The organism is Candidatus Zixiibacteriota bacterium (assembly GCA_034439475.1).
Classification (GTDB): Bacteria; Zixibacteria; MSB-5A5; order GN15; family FEB-12; genus JAWXAN01.
The window spans coordinates 1-15,998 of sequence record JAWXAN010000036.1 but is presented as its reverse complement, the minus strand read 5'-3'; the positions used below and the strand labels follow the sequence as shown (position 1 = coordinate 15,998).

The 15,998-nt window shown below is 48.5% G+C and carries 19 protein-coding genes; 3 read left to right on the top strand and 16 right to left on the bottom strand.

Annotation, left to right across the window (positions count from 1 at the left end; genetic code table 11):
* Positions 1-123: 123 nt before the first annotated feature.
* Genes SGI97_05250 through SGI97_05240 form a run of 3 tightly spaced genes read left to right on the top strand, consistent with a single transcriptional unit; the run spans position 124 to position 4,046 of the window.
* Positions 124-822: an FHA domain-containing protein gene (locus SGI97_05250; protein MDZ4723292.1), complete on the top strand. Its 699-nt coding sequence runs from the start codon at positions 124-126 to the stop codon at positions 820-822.
* Positions 819-1,547, top strand: coding sequence for a metallophosphoesterase family protein (locus SGI97_05245; GenBank protein MDZ4723291.1), 729 nt, complete (start codon positions 819-821; stop codon positions 1,545-1,547). Before SGI97_05250 ends, SGI97_05245 begins: the two co-directional genes overlap by 4 nt.
* Positions 1,548-1,559: 12 nt before the next feature.
* Entirely contained in the window at positions 1,560-4,046 is a 2,487-nt protein-coding gene (locus SGI97_05240; protein MDZ4723290.1) for a serine/threonine-protein kinase, read from the top strand.
* Positions 4,047-4,209: 163 nt separating this feature from the next.
* Here the strand turns inward: SGI97_05240 and SGI97_05235 are convergent, their stop codons facing one another.
* The 16 genes from SGI97_05235 to SGI97_05160 form a co-directional block, all read right to left on the bottom strand.
* On the bottom strand, positions 4,210-4,662 hold the full coding sequence (locus tag SGI97_05235; protein ID MDZ4723289.1) for a hypothetical protein: 453 nt from the start codon (positions 4,660-4,662) through the stop codon (positions 4,210-4,212).
* Between the two features lie 42 nt (positions 4,663-4,704).
* Positions 4,705-4,932 carry a twin-arginine translocase TatA/TatE family subunit gene (locus tag SGI97_05230; GenBank protein MDZ4723288.1) on the bottom strand — a complete coding sequence of 76 codons (228 nt, stop codon included), beginning with the start codon at positions 4,930-4,932 and terminating at the stop codon, positions 4,705-4,707.
* Between the two features lie 29 nt (positions 4,933-4,961).
* A complete protein-coding gene (locus tag SGI97_05225) occupies positions 4,962-5,228 on the bottom strand; it encodes a DUF4321 domain-containing protein (GenBank protein MDZ4723287.1) in 267 nt (88 codons plus the stop codon).
* The gene (gene purQ, locus SGI97_05220; GenBank protein MDZ4723286.1) at positions 5,225-5,938 is read right to left on the bottom strand and encodes a phosphoribosylformylglycinamidine synthase subunit PurQ; all 714 of its coding nucleotides are present in this window, start codon (positions 5,936-5,938) and stop codon (positions 5,225-5,227) included. Before purQ ends, SGI97_05225 begins: the two co-directional genes overlap by 4 nt.
* Complete coding sequence (purS, locus tag SGI97_05215; protein MDZ4723285.1) at positions 5,935-6,198, bottom strand: phosphoribosylformylglycinamidine synthase subunit PurS; 264 nt, start codon at positions 6,196-6,198, stop codon at positions 5,935-5,937. The genes purQ and purS overlap by 4 nt, the downstream gene beginning before the upstream one ends.
* The gene (gene pssA, locus SGI97_05210) at positions 6,179-6,937 is read right to left on the bottom strand and encodes a CDP-diacylglycerol--serine O-phosphatidyltransferase (GenBank protein ID MDZ4723284.1); all 759 of its coding nucleotides are present in this window, start codon (positions 6,935-6,937) and stop codon (positions 6,179-6,181) included. Before pssA ends, purS begins: the two co-directional genes overlap by 20 nt.
* A complete protein-coding gene (locus SGI97_05205; protein ID MDZ4723283.1) occupies positions 6,924-7,625 on the bottom strand; it encodes a phosphatidylserine decarboxylase family protein in 702 nt (233 codons plus the stop codon). The genes pssA and SGI97_05205 overlap by 14 nt, the downstream gene beginning before the upstream one ends.
* Positions 7,622-8,917: an adenylosuccinate lyase gene (gene purB / locus SGI97_05200; protein ID MDZ4723282.1), complete on the bottom strand. Its 1,296-nt coding sequence runs from the start codon at positions 8,915-8,917 to the stop codon at positions 7,622-7,624. The genes SGI97_05205 and purB overlap by 4 nt, the downstream gene beginning before the upstream one ends.
* A complete protein-coding gene (gene fsa / locus SGI97_05195; protein MDZ4723281.1) occupies positions 8,914-9,564 on the bottom strand; it encodes a fructose-6-phosphate aldolase in 651 nt (216 codons plus the stop codon). The genes purB and fsa overlap by 4 nt, the downstream gene beginning before the upstream one ends.
* A 30-nt stretch (positions 9,565-9,594) precedes the next feature.
* A complete protein-coding gene (gene truA, locus SGI97_05190) occupies positions 9,595-10,353 on the bottom strand; it encodes a tRNA pseudouridine(38-40) synthase TruA (GenBank protein MDZ4723280.1) in 759 nt (252 codons plus the stop codon).
* Positions 10,350-11,156 carry an energy-coupling factor transporter transmembrane component T gene (locus SGI97_05185; protein MDZ4723279.1) on the bottom strand — a complete coding sequence of 269 codons (807 nt, stop codon included), beginning with the start codon at positions 11,154-11,156 and terminating at the stop codon, positions 10,350-10,352. Before SGI97_05185 ends, truA begins: the two co-directional genes overlap by 4 nt.
* 13 nt (positions 11,157-11,169) lie before the next feature.
* Positions 11,170-11,331 (bottom strand): hypothetical protein, encoded by a 162-nt coding sequence (locus SGI97_05180; protein MDZ4723278.1) that lies wholly within the window; start codon positions 11,329-11,331, stop codon positions 11,170-11,172.
* Entirely contained in the window at positions 11,332-13,785 is a 2,454-nt protein-coding gene (feoB, locus tag SGI97_05175) for a ferrous iron transport protein B (protein ID MDZ4723277.1), read from the bottom strand.
* A 17-nt stretch (positions 13,786-13,802) separates the two neighbouring features.
* Positions 13,803-14,045: a FeoA family protein gene (locus SGI97_05170; protein MDZ4723276.1), complete on the bottom strand. Its 243-nt coding sequence runs from the start codon at positions 14,043-14,045 to the stop codon at positions 13,803-13,805.
* Between the two features lie 59 nt (positions 14,046-14,104).
* Positions 14,105-14,542 (bottom strand): transcriptional repressor, encoded by a 438-nt coding sequence (locus SGI97_05165; GenBank protein ID MDZ4723275.1) that lies wholly within the window; start codon positions 14,540-14,542, stop codon positions 14,105-14,107.
* 136 nt (positions 14,543-14,678) lie between these two features.
* The gene (locus tag SGI97_05160; GenBank protein MDZ4723274.1) at positions 14,679-15,551 is read right to left on the bottom strand and encodes an NAD(+)/NADH kinase; all 873 of its coding nucleotides are present in this window, start codon (positions 15,549-15,551) and stop codon (positions 14,679-14,681) included.
* Positions 15,552-15,998 lie beyond the last annotated feature (447 nt).

Sequence of the window (15,998 nt, the reverse complement as noted above, 5' to 3'; positions counted from 1 at the left end):
TAAACAAAAGCACACCCGGCAGGAGTATCACTTGCGCATACTTGCCGGATGATAATAGAAATGCCAAGGAAACAACTTGAGTACAGGCGTACGCAGTGGTAAACAGAACGAAAGGATGCCGCCATGGCCGAGATTATCGTAAAATTTGAAAACAAGATAATCGAGCGGATTGTAACCGAAAAGAAGAGGATAACTATCGGTCGCACTCAAGACAACGATATCGTTCTTGAGAACCGCGGCGTCTCGCGCAAGCATGCCTTAATCGAATTCAATAACAATGCCGCCGTCATTATCGACAATGAGTCTCTCAACGGGACATTCGTCAATAATCGCAAAATCAGCGAGGAAGTCCTCCAAGACGATGACATTATTACCATTGGCAAGTACGCTCTTATCTATCATACCGAGACCACTGGCAGCACCGAAGAGCGCGCCGATATGGACGGCACAATGGTACTCAATACCAAGCGTCAAAAAGAACTTATCGACAACGACAGGGTCGAACGCCAGATAGTAGCCAAGTATGGCGGTTCTGTGCTTATCGGCGAGGAAAACAGTGAATTCTCAGAATATAAACTCGATAGAGACGTGACAACGATCGGTCGAGCGAAGTTTGTTCATGTTAGAGCAAAGGGGCTCCTACTTTCAGGCATCCAGGCGAAAATAATCAGCGAACACAATACCTATGCCCTTTACAATCTCGGGAGCAAGAGGAAAGTGAAGGTAAACGGCGAAGCAATAGTGCGCCAAATGCTCAAGAATGGTGACATGATTTCAATCGGCAAGAGCACCTTCAAGTTCGTCTCAGGGAAAACCGTATGAGGTGTGCTCTCGTCTCTGACATCCACGCCAATCTTGAAGCGCTCGAAGCCGTCCTTCGGGATATCGACACTCTCCGCGTTGACCAGATATTCTCCCTTGGCGATGTTATCGGCTATGGAGCCGACCCGGCGGCCTGTGTGGCGTTGGTCGAAAAACATTGCGCGGTGAAACTCATGGGCAACCATGAATATGTCTCGCTCGGTCTGACGGATATGAAGAAACTCAATACGATTGCCCGCGAATCACTTACCTGGACAAAATCCCAGCTTGGAGATCGCTCCCTTTCCGATATCTCAAAGTATGAAATCGAAGCGCACACCGACACCAATTACTTTGTGCATGCTTCCCCTTTTGAGCCGGAGAAATGGCACTATATTCTCTCTATTGACGATGCCGCCCAGGCTTTTCATAACCTGGAAAATCGGATGTGCTTTTTCGGCCATACTCATGTACCGCTCATCTTTTCAGAAATCGACACGTCGTCCATCCGTTGCCGAACCGGACACAGTTTTCAACCTGATGAAGAATGCCGCCATCTTATAAATGTCGGCTCCGTCGGACAGCCGAGAGATAACGACCCAAGAGCATGCTATGTGCTCTATGACACCGATGAACAGGATGTTGAATATCGACGCGTCGAATATGATGTCCAGCGGACACAGCAAAAAATGATTCAAGCAAATATTCCGCGAGTCTTGGCGGAACGCTTGGAGACCGGTCGTTAAGGAGTAACACACATGTCACGATATTTTTCCCAGATACTCTTTCTCTTAGTCACAATTTTTATCGTAGTACTGTACATAAACGATTTTGGTCCAATCGACCGCCTCCAGCGGTCAGCCAATGACCTTCTCTGCAAATTTACCGCAACCAATGAGAGCAGTCAAAACGTCGTAATTGTCAACATTGATAAGAAATCCCAAACACAGTATGGCCAGTGGCCCTGGGACCGGGATCTTGTTGCCGATCTGATTGCCGCAGTCGGGACAGCCGAACCAAAAAGTATCGCGGTCAACCTTGATCTCCCTGAAGACGCTCAGCAGGACTCTGCAGGACATACCGACATTCTCGCCAGCCAGTTCCGCTGGGTGACACAGGCTGTTCTCCAATACGATATCGCGCTATCCAACTTTAGAAGCTCAAAGACGAACAATCCCCCGAACCTTTTTCAGAACTCTATTACCGTCAACAACCCGGTCGGATTGATAAGCGAAGAATCAGGATTGTCGGTTCGTAAAGTGTTTCTTCCCGCTGAAAAACTATTGGCCCATAAGCCCAAACTCGGCTTCGATTTCGAGTCTCCCGACGATGACCGGACACTGAGACACCAGACGCTTTTTATGAATTATGACGGGTACTATTACCCATCGATGTCCCTTCTCGCCGCTGCGACTTTTCTCGGCGTCCCGACCGACCAAATCAAGGTCGTGGATGGGGAATCGGTACTTCTGAGCCTGCAACGCAAGATCCCTATAAATTCATGGGGCGAGTACTTTATCAGCTTCGCCGAAGGTAACTCTTTCACCACATACTCAGCCTCTGAAGTCCTTTCTGAAGGATTTGATTTCAAACGACTCAAAGGGAAAATGGTCTTAATCGGAGTTGAAGACGACAGAGAAAACGAAATGTACTCGTCGGCTGTCCACCCGAAAGTTAGTTCAATGACGATAAAAGCAAGTGTCATCGATAATATCATCAACAACAATATGGTTTCATCCCAATCAAAAAGCCCTTTGCGTGACCTTCTCCTCCTCTTTTTCCTTGGCGGCATCGGGGCATTCGTCCTCCCTCGCATTCTCCTGATGCACCGCATAGTTCTTCTGCTTGGCGGATTCGTCGTATTGATGAATGTCAGTTATTTCCAGTTTGCATCGTTCCATATCCTACCGCAAACGATCTATCTCGCACTGCAACTTGCCGCTTTTTTAATCTTGGCGCCTATGCTGGACAGCAAGATGCTGGCAGGTTCAAAACGAGCCATCAAATCCGCGATTAAGCCTAAATTCCACCGCTCCGGCGGTCACGATGTCATCTCACAGCCGCCAGTCCGTGAATTCCGGAATACAAAAAAAGATCGTGAGGAGCAGCAGACATCAGCTCTTCCCTTTGACTCCTCGAAGTCGAAAGACAGCAGCAATATCATTACTCGAAGTGAGATTTACGACCACCAGGCTATAAGTGGCGAAACCAAAGATGCCAGCTCTTCTCGAAAAACTGCATCGGGTACGAATACCACAGAAAGTTTCGACCCACAGGGGATTGAGCTCGAAGACTCACCGATGGCAAGCAACAGCCCGATGCCCTCCAAACCGTTTAATATCGAAAATCCGGCCTCCAATCCTGATGACTCAGACAAGCTCAGTTTTGGCATGTATTCGCAGCCCGAACTGAAGAATCTTGGACGCTATCAGGTGGTCGGCACCTTGGGACGCGGCGCCATGGGGCTTGTATATAAGGGCATTGACCCGGCAATCAACCGGCCCGTCGCGCTCAAAACCATCCGTCTGGATTTTGTCAATGACCCGGCTGAGATGGCAGAACTCAAGGAACGTCTGTATCGCGAAGCTCAAGCCGCAGGTAAGCTTTCACATCCAAATATCGTGACAATATACGATGTTGGTTCCGAAGGTCAGTTGCAGTATATCGCGATGGAGTTCCTCCAAGGGCAGACTCTTGAGGATCTGATAAAGAAGAAAACCAAGTTCAACTATAGAATCATCGCGCAGATTATCAGCCAGATTTGCAACGCTTTGGATTATGCCCATGACAAAGGCATTGTCCACCGCGATATCAAACCGGCCAATATCATGATTCTGAAAGATTATTCGGTCAAAGTAATGGATTATGGTATTGCCCGAATAGACTCCAATTCAATGACCAAGACTGGCATTGCAATGGGTACGCCCAACTATATCGCTCCTGAACAACTCAAAGGAATGACAACCGACCGCCGGGCTGACCTCTTCTCTCTCGGTGTCGTGATGTACGAAATGTTGCTTGGACGCCGTCCATTCAAGGGAGAGAGCATTACCGCCCTTATCTACTCAGTTATCAACCATGACCCGGAAAAGCCATCTAACATCAATCCTCAGGTACCGCTTCTCTTTGATCACATTATCGCCAAAGCGCTTAAGAAAGACCCGGCCCAGCGCTACCAGAAGGCAAGCGACATCACCACCGACCTTGTCGATTTCCTTGCCGCATTTGCCCAGCGCCAGAACTGATAAAGAAAGTCTCTTCTAACTTCTTCGTTACCCGACGCCGCGACATGATGTTGCGGCGTCTTTTTTTGCCCAAAGGACTGCATGCAGTCGAAGGAGCTAACTTGTTGTGCGATAGGGAATCAAAGACAATTTAGATAGAAATAGATGAATGAATTGACTCGGGTTACTTCTGCTCTTCACCCTTCTCAAGAATCTCTTCCACAAGAGACATAGCCACACCTGAAAGCATCACCTCGACTCCAAGCTGGGTAAAATCGCTCGAGATAAGCTCACGATTGAGCGCGGCATAAAGAGAGCATGAAGCCCCCTTCTCGACAACCAATCCGGACAGTCGGTCTTTGGTTTCAGCAACGAAGGTAACTTCGCCGAGTTCTTCGGAAATAACCCAGCCGGAGACATTGTGAAGCTGCAAATGCGAATTGCCAGTGTAGATAACTACAAGCATTCCTCTGGTTTTTCCGAGCTTGGTCTCGGGATATATCTCCAGTACAAGAAGGCGTTTCTCATCAGGATTGGATATTTTGAGCCGAAAATGCTCTTTTTCAAAAGAGATTTTTTCGGCTCCGAGCACCTTCCCAACGGCTTGCGCGTTATCGCTCGTGAACATTGTGGCCATACCAAGTCTTAAGGCTAAAAGCTAGACACGATTGCGATGTTGTTAATGCCCCTGCGGCTGATCTGTTTTTGTCACAGTGCTCTTGAGCGATTCGACCGGCGAATCATCGAGTGAGCCTTTGACTTCATCGGTCGTCTGCTTCATTGCCTTCTTGAAATCACGAATTCCCTTGCCCATTCCCTGCGCTATCTCAGGAATGCGCTTCGCTCCGAAGAGCAGAAGAATTGCAAGAAAAATTATAAAGAGTTCCCATGGACCCATACCAAACATAATCGTTTACTCCTTCGGCTCTGCCGATGTTATAGGTACCACCATCTGAAGTAGAATATAACAAGCAAAACCACCAAAACGGACATAAAGTTTATCTTAACCATAAAACCGACTGTAAAAGCCAGCGTGTAGAGGTTAAGCGTAAATGGACTAAAACCAATTTCAATGGACTTGGTGAACAGTATCTTGGCCGCCCCATCCGGCAAAAATGTGCCGATTATTTCGCCAACAAGTCCACCAAGCATCGCCCCCAAAATCAGAGCGGTCATGATAAAGGCAATTTCACGCCCTTTCATGACCTGGCCGCCATTGAAAAGGACGGGCGTGGGGCCGCAATTGACTCAAATATCTTAAGTCCGTCAATCGAACCCAGAAGAGCTTCGACCGCCCGCTCAGGATGGGGCATCATTCCCAGAACATTCCCCTCTTGGTTGATTATACCAGCAATGTTGCCAACTGAACCATTCGGATTGGCAGAATCTGTAATGCGACCCCCACTGTCACAATATCTGAACAGCACCTGTCCGGCATCCTCGAGCATGCGTATATCCCCTTCAAAGTTGAAATAATTTCCTTCACCATGATTTATTGGAATCTTGAGTATATCCCCAACCGAACTTGCAGCCGAAAAGAGTGTGTCGGCACGTTCCACACGCAAAGTAACATACTTGCAACTGAAGCGAAGCTGGGCATTACGGAGCAGCGCGCCGGGCAAAAGACGCGACTCACACAGCGTCTGAAAACCATTGCAGATACCGATGACAATTCCGCCTGACTTAGCGAATGAAATAACTTTGTCCATAATCGGCGAATGGCTTGCAATAGCGCCCGTACGGAGGTAATCGCCGTACGAAAACCCGCCCGGCAAAATAACACCATCGCATCCCTGCAGGTCATTTGAGGCATGCCACAAATAGGCGACCTCTTCTCCGAGTTGGTCACGAATCGCCATATAGGCGTCGTAATCGCAATTTGAACCGGGGAAAACCACCACGCCAAATTTCACGACTTCTTCTCCACACTGTAATTTTCGATCACAGGATTTGTTAACAGCTTGGAGCAGACTTCGCTTACTTTTTTGTCAATATCCTTGGCATCGCCTGATACTTCTAACTCAAAAAATTTACCGGAGCGGACTGAGATAAAGTCATCATAACCGAGTTTTGTGAGAGCCTTGTGGATAGTAACACCCTGCGGGTCGAGCACCCCGTCTTTGAGACGAACATTGACGATTATTTTCTCGGTCTTAGCGATCAATGAACTCATCTTTCGTCCTTCTGGAGCCGTTTGTTCTTCCGGTTACTTTGCCCACTCCAAGCGAAAAGAGTTTGTGGAGCTGACGTACCATACCAAACAATATATAACCGGCCATACAAGGAAACAAGAGCAGTCTGGGGTTGAAAATAAGGCCGATTGCCGCAACCAGCATCAGGACTAATTTTATTCTATCGGCATTGGTTTCAAAGCGATCAGGCATGGCATCGTATTGAAATTGTGAAACCATCAAAAACGAGAAGAGCACAATCATCGAAACGAGCAGCTCGTGGTATTGTAGTCCACCCCATACATGGTAGCTGAAGATAATAAATGAAACGAGAGTCAAAGCCGCCCCTGGGACAGGGAGTCCGACGAAATCTTTTTTCTCCTCGCTGTCGGCAAGAAGATTATATCTCGCCAACCGATACGAGGCGGCCATAATATAGACAATGGAGATTATCCAGCCCCATTTGCCAAGAGCGGAAAGTTTTATTGTGTGAACAATCACGGCCGGCGCTACTCCAAAAGACAAAAAATCGGCGAGGGAATCAAGCTCGATGCCAAACTGCGAGGTCGACCCGCTCAGCCTCGCTACTTTCCCATCGAGGGCGTCAAGAAAAGCTGCGAGCAAAATAAACCAACAGGCAGTTGTGATATTCCCTTCAAAAGATGAAAGGATGGAGAAAAACCCGCAGACGACATTTCCCATGGTGAACACACCGGGGAAAACTCCTCTATAGTCGCGCATCGCTCTCCTGTGCGGATTCCATAGAAAGTGATTCAACTGGCACCTTCAATTTGGCGATAATCGACTCTCCTCCGACTACTTTGTCCCCTTCTTTTACCATAAGCTCCGCGTCGGCGGGTAAAATCAAATCGGTGCGTGAGCCAAAACGAATAAGTCCGAAGCGATCGCCGCGATTCACAATCTGCCCGGTTTCAAGTTTACACACTATCCGGCGGGCAATCAGTCCAGCAATTTGTTTGAAAATAATCTTGATTCCTGAAGTGGTCGTCATCATGATTGTCGTCTGTTCGTTCAACTCAGATGCTTTGTCGGCATAGGCAACATGGAATTTACCTGGGTTGTATCGCACACTATCTATGGTTCCCGATGCCGGCACTCGATTGATATGAACATTGAATACCGACAGAAAGACAGAGACCTGAATGGCTTCGCCGCCGATAAAAGGGTGAACGCCTATTGGTTTGACCACAACCACTGCGCCGTCAGCCGGTGAGACCAGCATATTTTTCCCCTGTGGAACGATTCTCTCCGGGTCGCGAAAGAAAAAGGTCGTGAAAAGTGTGAGACAGCCGAAAAGAACACAGGTCCCAAAAAGCACCGGGCTGTTCCACCTATTCGCGCTCATCACAAATACCAGAGTCAGCACAAGACCTATCACTACAAAAATAATACCTTCTTTAGCTATCATCGTCCAAATACCTCTCTGAATATCACCGGGACATTCTTTGTATAGTACTTCAAATCAAAGCAGGCATCGATCTCTTTCACGCTGAGATATCCGGCAATCTCTTTGTCTGCTTTGAGCAGATCTCGAAATTTTCCCTTCCCCTCTGCTGCCTGAAAGGCCGTCCGCTGGACCATCCTATAAGCTTTCTCTCGCGAGCCAACCGGAGCGGCGAGCCCAAGCAGGATGCGTTGCGAGAAGACAACGCCGCCATTGAAGAAGATATTCTCCATCATACGCGTTTCATTCACCACAAGATTTATCAACACATCTATGAATTTCTGCAGAGCGTAATCAATGACAATTGTGGCATCAGGAAAGATCACCCGTTCAACAGACGAATGCGAAATATCCCGCTCATGCCACAAGGGTATGTTTTCCATCGCCGCGACTGAGTATCCCCTCAGAAGTCTCGCAAGTCCCGATATGCGCTCGGCGGTTATTGGGTTTCGTTTATGCGGCATCGCCGAAGAGCCCTTTTGTGATTTGCTGAATCCTTCCGACATCTCCCCAATTTCTGTCCGCTGGAGGTTTCGTATCTCCACCGCAAACTGCTCCAGAGACGATCCAAGCAGAGCGATGGCGGAAATAAACTCGGCATGGACATCTCTTTGAATAATTTGAGTTGTCACCCGTGCCGGTTTTAGCCCGAGGCGTTTGCAGACAAAGGCCTCAATTTTTGGATCAAGATGGGCGAATGTACCAACAGCTCCCGAGATACAACCCAGCCTCATTCCCTCGACTGAGGCATCGAATGCGTTCCTGCGTCGGACCAATTCCGTATACCACATGGCGAATTTCAGCCCGACTGTCGTCGGCTCGGCAATGATACCATGAGTCCGGCCAATGCAGAGAGTCATCTTGTATTTCAGCGCAAGTCGTTTTGTCTCCGCTATCGCCTTGTCTATTTTATCAGATATAATTTCCGCCGCTCGTTTTAGTTGAAGCGAGAGCCCGGTATCGACCACATCCGATGATGTCAGTCCGAAATGGACATACTTTGCGTTTTCACCAATCGATTCAGAGACCGAGGTGAGAAATGCTATTACATCGTGATTAACTTCTTTTTCGATCTTGTTTATTCGGGCGACATTGAATCTGGCTTTCTTACTTATGACGGCAAACGCTTTTTGCGGAATGATGCCATAGTGCGCCATTGCCCGCGCGGCTTCGATTTCAACCTCAAGCCATGTCTGATATTTTGCCTGATCGCTCCAAACCTGTCCCATTTCGGGGAGCGTGTAACGCTCAATCATGCTTTTGCTGTCGCCTTCTTATGATCAGAGATGAACTTTTCAAGTCCGCTTGTGGTGAGGGGATGATCCATAAGTTTCGACATGACAGAAAAAGGCATCGTAACAATATCCGCTCCGATGAGTGCCGACTGGACAATGTGTATTGGATGTCGCACGGAGGCCACGAGGACTTCGGTTTCGAAACCGTAATTGTTATAAATAGTCACGATCTGTCCAATCAAATCCATTCCATCGGCGGCAATGTCATCAAGGCGGCCAACAAAGGGAGAGACAAAAGTTGCCCCCGCTTTGGCGACCATAAGGGCCTGAATCGGCGAAAAAACGAGTGTGGCGTTGGTCATGATTTCACGTTCAGTGAGGGCTTTTATTGCTTTTAGTCCTTCAGGAATGGTCGGGATTTTCACAACAATATTGTCCGCTATTTTTATAAGCTCGTCGGCCTCGCGCATCATTCCGGCAAAGTCGATGGAAATGACTTCGGCAGAAACTGGCCCCGGAACAATCCTGCATATCTCAGCCAGAATCTCACGGTATGGCGCACTTTCTTTGACCACCAGCGATGGATTGGTGGTTACTCCATCAAGCATACCCATTGCTTCGGCTTTGCGGATTTCATCGAGACTTGCGGTATCTATAAAAAACTTCATCGTATCGTTCTCATCCGTCTCACTCTCCTTCTAATAGCCGACCGAAACCAAATAGAGACCCTCAGCCGGAGCGGTAAAAACCGCTCGCTCTCCTGTCGAGCCGGTCAAGATATTCTCAAACTTCCCTAAAGTCAAGTTATGCAGATTGTTATCCTGTGAACCCATCGAAAGGTTGATCATGCTTCCGACCAAAGAACGAACCATGCTATGAAGGAAGCGATTCCCTCTAATTTCGTATATGTAAAGGCTTCCGAACATGTACCAGCGCGAGAATTCGACCTGACAGACATTGCTTTCTTTCCTTGAAGCAGTCACACAAAAGGGACTGAAGTCATGTTCGCCACGCACCAAACGGGCAGATGACTGCAAAAGATTATAATCGAACTGCCGGGGCAGTTCGTAGCGGAGTTCATGATAAAGCGCCGACCGTTCGGGTGATAGCAGATAACGGTAGCGCCTAAACTTGGCAGAAAAGCGGGAATGAAACGACAGGTCGGTTTCAATCGATGACTTTATCCGAATATCATCCGGCAAATAGTAGTTCACAGCGTCGGCGTACCGGCTTGGCTCCAACTCGTGCTCGATATGAAAATTTGCGACTTGTCCTAGAGCATGGACACCGGCATCGGTACGACCGGCGCCATGCAGCGTTATCTCTTTTCCAGTCACACGTTTGAGGGCTTCGGTGATAAGCTCTTGTATCGTTGTGGCATTTTCCTGCATCTGCCACCCAGCGTATCGTGTCCCCTTGTATTCGACCACAATCTTTATATTTCGGTCCTGGCTCACAGCAAAATCACCATATAAAAGACAGTGATTCCGACCACACCGGCTATTGTGAGGGCACTTTCCTGCTTTCCGAAACGGGAATATGTGTACAGTGTCCGTGGTTTGTCGCTCCGGTAGCCTCTCGCATAAAGAGCATCGGCCAAGGCGTCGGCCCGGTCAACGGCTGTCATCAAGACTGGCAGAAGCAAGTGCGAGGTCATTCCAATGCGATGAAACAGTGAGCCGGTAAAGATAACCCCGCGAAGCATTTGCGCGTTGCGGATTGTCTGAAACTCCTCGTGCATTATCGGTATGAAACGAAGTGAAATATAGAGAATGAGGCCAAAATCATTTATCGGAACGCCAAGCCTCTGCAATGGCCGAAGGAACTTCACAACCCCCTCGGTCAGATCAACCGGCGAACTTGTCGAAAGCAGAAAAAGGGTAAGGGTAATAAATTGAATCAGACGCACAGTGTAAAACGAGGCCAGGACAAGGCTCTCTTTCGAAAGTTCTATGCCGAAAACCGTTAGGCGCTCGCCTGATGTATTACCGGAGAACAACAGATGATAGATGAATGTCAGAGGCACGATAACAATGATAACCGATAATGCCCGCTTAATTGAACTAAAGTTCTGACCCGATGCAATGAGGGAAACAAAACATGCGACAATAATAATTGATTGGAAAATGAACGAATGTGAGAGAAAGCCAAAAATCATGGCAACGAGCACGAGAATAATTTTCGCCCGTGCATCGAGGCGATATAGATAAGAATTTGTAATTGATTGTGAGGGATGTTTGTCGAGCGTTAGTTCAACCACAGTAATCAATATGTTACCGCGGAATCTTTTTACGCTTAGCCGAAGCAATCATCTCATGAGCTTTGCATCCCGGACAGCCGTTTTGCGATTTGGAATGGATAGCATAGCGAGTCAGGTACGCAATTGCGCCGACAACAATCGGCGCTATAAGGAACTGTTGCAGAAGTTCATTCATTTAGGAGACCACCCAATGTGTAAATTGATAGACTGCCATTGCTCCAAAGTAGGCCAATACTGTCATATAGGTAAAGGCGATAACGGCATATTTCCATTTTCCAGTTTCCTGCTTGATTGTAACAATTGTCGCTCCGCACTGACAGCAGAGCGCAAAGAAAACCATTACCGACAAGGCCACCGCGGGCGAAAATACCGTCTGACCAGCTTTGTCGCCATCAGCCCATCGCGCTTGTCTGAGCTTATCGGTCAGCGAAGCCGAGCCTTCGTCGACATCAGAGCCGAGATTGTAAATAGCGCCGAGTGTGGCAATAATAACTTCGCGTGCCGGAAACGAGGCAAGCGCTGCCATGGTTATCCGCCAGTCCCAGCCGAGCGGTTCAAAGAAAGGCTCGATAGCTTTTCCGGCTCGGCCAAAATATGAATCGCGCAAATACGCGCCGGCTTCTTCCTGATTTAGCTCGGCAATCTTGGTCTGTTGAGTAACCTCAAGAAGGCGTTTTTCGGACGCAAGATAGAAAATGCTATCGTGTGAAGTTGTGTCGGACTCGGTTGAATCATGCGAAAGGGTCTGCGTACGAAGGGCTTCTATCGATTCGGCGTCGGTTAGTTCAGCAAGCCGCAACTGGAGGTTATTCGATATGACTATCTGCTCCGGCGAACTTGGCGCGATCAATCGGTCTATGTCACTCTGGAGAAATTCTGTCTTTGTCGATGTTGTATTGATTGTTTCGATTCGTTTTTGATCGAAGCTCTCCCCTATCGTTTCCGAATGCGGATAGTAGCTGAGCGCCCAGATGAGAATGGTGATTGCCAGAATAATCGTTCCGGCCCGGGTAAGAAATGCCTGAGCGCGGGTCATGACCCGAAGACCAATTGATGACGGTCGCGGCCATTTATATGACGGCATTTCCATCATGAACGACCCGCGTTGCGGTTTGTACATGAATTTTTTGACCACAAAAGCAATGAGGACAGCGACCACCAAACCGAGCAGATACAAAGTCAGCAATATCATACCTTGGGAATTGAACACTCCCCAGTATGTTTTTTGCGGAATAAAGGCCGCGATCATAATTGTGTACACCGGGAGTCTCGCTGAGCAACTCATAAGCGGTGCAACCATTATTGTAAGAAAGCGGATATGTTTGTCCTCGATTGTTCTCGTCGCCATTATCCCCGGTATGGCGCAGGCAAATGATGAAAGCATGGGGATAAACGATTTGCCGGACAGGCCGCACCAACCGAACATTCGGTCTACCAGCAAAGCCGCCCGGGGCATATAGCCGGAGTCTTCCAGTATCGAGATAAATAGAAACAAAATAACAATTTGGGGAAGGAAGATTAAGACCGAGCCGACACCGCCGATAAGGCCATCGGTGATGAGTGAACGCAATGGCCCTTCGGTCATGAAAGATTCTGTATATCCCGACAATGAGCCAAAGAGCGAATCTATACCGCTCATGAGCGGTTCGGCCCAGGTGAATATAGACTGGAACATGAGCGTCATAAGGGCAAACAAAAACAGAGGGCCAAAAATGGGATGGAGCAAAACGCGGTCAATTTTCTCGGAAGACGAAGTTTTCTCTACATGCTGGCGGTCGATAACTTGTGAAGCGACTAAAGCCGCGCGCTCGGTCAGTCCTCGAGTTTCTGCCAAAGCGAGCGAACCGAACTTGTCGGCAAGTGTGGCTCTTCCCTTCTCGAGCACAATACGTCCATGCTCGCCGCTTGCGATTAAGAAAGTTTTCGAAGCTGGCCCGTGGTCGTCGAAAAGAATACGAAAATATTCGGCTTTAGTTCGAAAACCATTTTGAGTTGCATGCATCAAATCAGCGCAGACTCGCTCGACACTCGGGTCGTACGCCTTCAACACTGGAACTGTTCCGCGTTTCAATGCCTGTGCAACCGCAAGTTTTAGTTGCGGCACTCCCGTTCCTCGAGTTGCCACCACGGGGATGACGGGGATTCCACCAAGAAGCTGAGAGAGTTTCTCATAGTTGCACTCTATACCTTCGCGTTTGGCTATATCAACCATGATAAGCGCGACGACTATAGGACAGCCGATTTGCGAGGCTTGGAAGAGCAGATAGAGTCCGCGCTCGATATTTGTTGAATCTATGACTGAGATTATGACATCCGGCTGGGTGGCCTCGCCGATACTTCCAAAGAGCGCGCCTGCGGCGATATACTCATCGGGGGAATTCGCGGCGAGTGAATATGTCCCCGGAATATCGACCAGTGTGTATGTTGGTCCCGAATCACCTTCGACATGGAATCGGCCTGAGATTTTTTCTACCGTCACACCGGGATAGTTCGCCACACGCTGGCGAAGTCCAGTCATGGCGTTGAATAATGTAGATTTACCGCAATTGGGATTGCCGCAGATCGCAACTGTCACGGTTTGCGGGTTGGTGACATTCTTCGAAGATTTTTGGGTAGCGAGCGTTGGCATGGATCGGATGAGACGAGTTAGCCGACTATTTCGCGCTCGAGTTCAACAGAGATCTGGGCGGCATCAATCTGCCGAAGCGAATAGACGCCTCCACCCACACGGACAACTATCGGATCCCTGAGCGGGGCTTTCCTTAAGTAGGTAATCTCGCGGCCAGGAGCAAGGCCCATCTCGGTCAGACGGCGAGCGATGAGAGTATCTCCGGTGAATCCAACAAGCTTACCTTTTTGGCCGGGACTCATTTTGTCTAATGATGTCATTGTATCTTTCTGTTCGAAAAGTGTATGTGAAGTTAACATGATGGTTATTTCGCTTTAATCTAATTTTCTCGGTCAGGGCCAGCGGCCTGCTGAACTTTTTGACAGTCTTTACAGTAGCCGAGTACTTCGATTTTAAGGCCCTCAATTGAGAAGTCTTGCTTCTGTGATTCTGATTCGAGTAGATCGGCGATGCGACCGGCATCGAATTCCACGACTTTCTTGCAGTTCACACAATAGAGATGGCCGTGCGGACGCCGTGTAATCCGGTCATAGCGGGTGACGCCGTCGCCGAGATTGACTTCTTCGGCCAAGCCGACTTTGCAGATAAGTTTGAGATTTCTCCAGACAGTGCTGTAGCCGACGGAATGATCAAGGCTTCGTACCCTCTGATATAGCTCATCGACAGTAACATGTTCGCCCAGTTCAAAGAACGAGCGAAAAATAAGCTCGCGCTGGGGGGTCATCTTGAAACCTTTGGTTCGTAGAAACTCTCGCATATTCCTTTATCCTATTGGCATCGGCCAATTGAAATTGGTTTTCAATTAGAACAAAACATGGAAGAAAGTCAAGTGGTGTTGAAAGAAAAATCTCGGGAGCCCGGCTGGCGCAAGTTTGCTTGTTTTTTTCAGCGAGTTATACGCCATCACCTTGCGGAAGGACGCCAAGATTGAGCTTTCTTCTGAGTACGGAATAAAATGAATTTTCGGGAAAGCTGATAAATCGGGATTTGAAATCGGCCAGAGTGATGGTTATAACATCGCTGTCTGTTATCGGAGACATAATCTGGCCATCGAGAGTAAGCGAGGCCGTTCTTCCTTCGGAAACCATCCTCAGTGTCAGCCTCTCCGTAGCGGGGAAAATTATCGGCCGCATGGTCAAGGCGAAAGGAGAAATTGGGGCGGCGATCATGGCATCCATTGTCGGATAGACAATCGGGCCGCCGACCGCTAAAGAATAGGCAGTCGAGCCGGTCGGGGTCGCGATTATCATACCGTCGCCAGTAAATGTGACGACTTCCTGATCATTGGCCTTCAGATTTATGGTAATTACTCGGCTCACGGGCCCGTGGTTGATGACAACATCGTTGAGCGCATATGGCTCAGAAAGTTTCTTTGAGCTTCCATTCGTATCCACTTTCAATAACATGCGCTCTTCGATACGATAATTACCGGAGACTATTCTTTGGAGGGCGGATACAAGCTGGTCGCCCCGCTGTTGAGTGAGAAAACCCAGTGAACCAAGGTTTATCCCCAGCAAAGGAGTTTCGGCTGTACCCACCGCTCTGGCAGAGGAAATGAGCGTGCCGTCGCCTCCCATGGAGACAAGCACATCGACTTGGGATGCGATTTCTTTCGCAGGAGAAAAAGATTTATGGGATGTTGCGACTGGCGCAAGGTCTTCGCTGAGAATTGACTGATGCCCGTTCGTCTCTGCCCATTGGACAAAGAGCCGAACAGCCTCATCAGCTCCGGCGCGTTTAAGATTGGCAATAAGTCCAAATTTCATATTGGTGCAAGATAGCTATTTCGAGAACATAACTGCAAGGGATGAAAGTTGGGTTTGGGGGAAGGAGTTAGCGGAAGTGCAGTCAATCCTCCCTCTTTTTGTCATTCCAGCTATCTTTGTCATTCCAGCGCAAGCTGGAATCCAGGACATCTTTTCTTCCTCTTGTAGAGCGGGTCATTCTTATGCCCCGCGAGTCTTCTCTCAATTGAACATGCCCTCATCCTCCCCTCTCCCAGGGGAGAGGTGAAAGAAAAGATCACACCGCAAGCAGTGTGGTCCAAGAATTCGGCGCGCGACACCACAGAAACAATGTCAATCCCTCAAAATGTCATTCCAGTCCGCCGTGGTGGATGCCCGACACGTCGAGACAGTCAGGCGGTGGCGGATGACAGCACGGACGAAGATGGATTCCAGTTTTCACTGGAATGACAATGTAGGGAACTTCTG